Annotated in this window: 3 protein-coding genes; 1 reads left to right on the forward strand and 2 read right to left on the reverse strand. The window is 55.5% G+C overall.

What is annotated here, in order from left to right; genetic code table 11:
• Nucleotides 1-185: 185 nt before the first annotated feature.
• Both meaB and GXX34_08420 read right to left on the reverse strand, forming a co-directional pair.
• The gene (gene meaB / locus GXX34_08415) at nucleotides 186-1133 is read right to left on the reverse strand and encodes a methylmalonyl Co-A mutase-associated GTPase MeaB (protein HHW07530.1); all 948 of its coding nucleotides are present in this window, start codon (nucleotides 1131-1133) and stop codon (nucleotides 186-188) included.
• Between the two features lie 111 nt (nucleotides 1134-1244).
• Nucleotides 1245-1658: a TIGR04086 family membrane protein gene (locus tag GXX34_08420; protein HHW07531.1), complete on the reverse strand. Its 414-nt coding sequence runs from the start codon at nucleotides 1656-1658 to the stop codon at nucleotides 1245-1247.
• Nucleotides 1659-1785: 127 nt separating this feature from the next.
• Between GXX34_08420 and GXX34_08425 the strand changes: the two genes are divergently transcribed.
• Nucleotides 1786-2709, forward strand: coding sequence for a DMT family transporter (locus GXX34_08425; protein HHW07532.1), 924 nt, complete (start codon nucleotides 1786-1788; stop codon nucleotides 2707-2709).
• The last annotated feature ends 174 nt before the right edge of the window (nucleotides 2710-2883 follow it).

A 2883-nucleotide genomic window follows, 5' to 3' on the forward strand; every position in this document is an offset into this window, starting at 1 on the left:
CGTTCCAGCATGTCGGTTACCTCATTGATCAACCTTTCCACCTGCATCACCAGCTATCTATGAATAACCCTTCAATTCTTATTATTTAGAATTCTACCTTATTTCTGATATTCCTCCCCAGAAAATGTTATTTCCAAAAAAAAATTGCAAAAAATACTAAACTCATCCAAAATAGAAAAATATAGCTAACCGGTAGGCAGCCAACCTTCCATGGCGGCTATGATTAACCGGGCTGCCGTATAAGGATCCTGTTTCCGGTTGACCACCTCCTGTAAAAGAGTTTGAAAACGAGGCTCGCTGTGGAACCGCTGGGTGAGGCTGTCTTTAATCTTGCCCAGCACAATGGCCGTTACTTCTTCTTTCAGGCGCCGCTGCCGCTGCACCGCCAGCTTGCCGGAAATCTCTAAGTAAGCCTGGTGCCTGTCCACCTGGTCCAGCAATTCGCCCACGCCGGTCCCATCCAGGGATACGGTCTTGACTACCGGAGGGCGCCACTCACCGTGAGATAAATCCAGGGTCTTGTTGATCTCCGTTACCACCCGGTCCGCCCCATCCAGGTCGGCTTTGTTAACGGCAAATACGTCGGCAATTTCCATGATACCTGCTTTCAAGGTCTGGATCACGTCACCGCCGGCCGGCGTCAGCACCAGGACCACCGTATCGGCCGTATCCATGATGTCCAGCTCCGACTGCCCCACACCCACCGTTTCCACGATGATCACATCAAAACCAAAGGCATCAAAAAGAGTAACCGCTTCCCGCGTGGCACGGGCCAGGCCGCCCAAGCTGCCTCTTGTACCCATGCTGCGAATAAAAACCCCGGGATCCAGGGTGTTTTCCTGCATGCGGATCCGGTCCCCCAGTAGAGCACCCCCGCTGAACGGACTGCTGGGATCAACGGCAATCACGCCCACGGTTTGGCCCCGCTTCCGGTAGCCTTTGATCATTTGGTCCACCAGGGAACTCTTACCTGCCCCGGGAGCTCCGGTCACCCCCACAATGCGGCTCTTCCCGGTATGGGGATGGAGTCTGGCCAGCAAATCGTATTTTTCATCCTCCCCGTTTTCCACCAGGGTAATACCCCGGGCCAGTGCCCGGCGATTGCCTGACAAAATGCCTTCTACCAAGTCCAAGTCAACTCACCGCCTAAGAAAGCAAGTTCTTTACAAGATATTCTTAATCTTTTTGTTGCTCTTCATAATTCTTCTCCTGACGCTTTAATCCTGCCAAATAAAGTCTAATACTCAGAATTTTTGCACACCGGCGGGTTTGCTTCCTCGCGCCCGCCGCTCAGCGGCCCGGCGCAAGTTCTGCCCTACCACTCCGGCCAAAGACCCCAGCACCACCCCCGTCCCCAAGAGCTTCAGCACCGCAGGCAGGGACATAAGGGTAGGGACTAAAAGCCATTGCAAGCCCAGAAGCAGCAAACCGGTCACAGCCCCCGCCGTCCCGCCATGGCGCCAGGGCAAACGGGGAGCCCCGTACCCTGCCGCTATCCCCCCGGCCCCCACCGGTAACCAGAACATTAACTGCAGGTAGCCGGACAGATCCATTTCCGGCGCCCAGACGGTCAGGGTCCACCAGGCTCCCCCGAGCCACCCAATGACCATCAAGCTGAAGGACACCATCGCACCCAGCCAGACGGACTTCCAGTTCATGAACATCACCCCTTCTATCTAAGCATACGCCCGGGGAGCCGGGTTTAGACGCCTTCCATCACCTTGACGGGGATAAGGCCATGTGCCAGAATAGAGATTGTGGTCACAAAGGAAAGGAGCACCGGACATGGAAAAACGTCATCAAGCCAACGGCCTACTGTTGCTGGTGGCCGCCATTTGGGGAACGACTTTTGTTGCCGTGAAAGTGGCCATTGCAGACATCCCTCCTTTTACTTTTAACGCCGTGCGCTTTTCCATTGCTTTTTTATCCATGTTACTTCTCCTGCCTTTATTCCGCCAAGACCTGACCGGCAAAGCCGTATGGTACAGCCTGCTGGCCGGGATGTGCTCCTTCGGGGGCTATTCACTGCAAACCATCGGCCTGCAGTATACCACTGCCGCCAATTCCGCTTTCATCACCGGATTGTCGGTGGTGCTGGTGCCTGTCATAACAGCGGTGATCCATAAAAAAAGACCTGCCCGGCAGGTCATCTCCGGCGTTCTTTGCGCCGCGGCAGGATTAGGTTTGCTGTCCTTCGGCGCGGGAGCTCCTGCCGCTTGGGCCGGAGCTCCCGCCAGATTAATGTTTAATACCGGGGACCTTTTCACCCTGGGCTGTGCCCTCTGTTTTGCTCTGAATATCATCCTGGTAGCCCGGTATACCAATCAAATCAATACTTTCCTGTTTGCCGCCGGGCAAATCGGCACGGTGGCCCTTTTCAGTATCCTGGCCGGCTGGGGTGCGGAAGGACTGCCCATCACCTTCACTCCCGGCGTGGTAGCGGCCTTGCTGGTCACCGCCATTCCGGCTACTACCCTTGCCTTCTTGTTCCAAACCTGGGCGCAAAAATATACCAGCCCGGCCACCACGGCGGTTATTCTCTCCCTGGAACCGGTTTTTGCCCTGCTTTTCGCCTTGATAGTGCTGGCTGAAATCCCCACCGGCCTCCAACTCTTAGGGGCCGCTTTGATGCTGGCAAGCATGTTCATCGTGGACCAGGGCAGCGCGGCGGACAAAGCCCCGACAGGTACAAAAAAGGTTGGCGCTTAGCCAACCCCAGGCTGTAGACAAAAGAGCGTTCGGTGTTAATCGCGAGACTGCATGGGAGCAAAAATCAAAAGAGCGAGGGAGCTCGAGGAAGAACGCCGACCTCTGAGCACCTTAAGGTGCGAATGGGAGGCGTCCGAGAGCGACCGAGCTCATCCCCAAATAGGGCTCCTTGCA

It is taken from the genome of Clostridia bacterium (genome assembly GCA_012840125.1).
In the GTDB taxonomy this organism is placed as follows: domain Bacteria; phylum Bacillota; class DULZ01; order DULZ01; family DULZ01; genus DULZ01.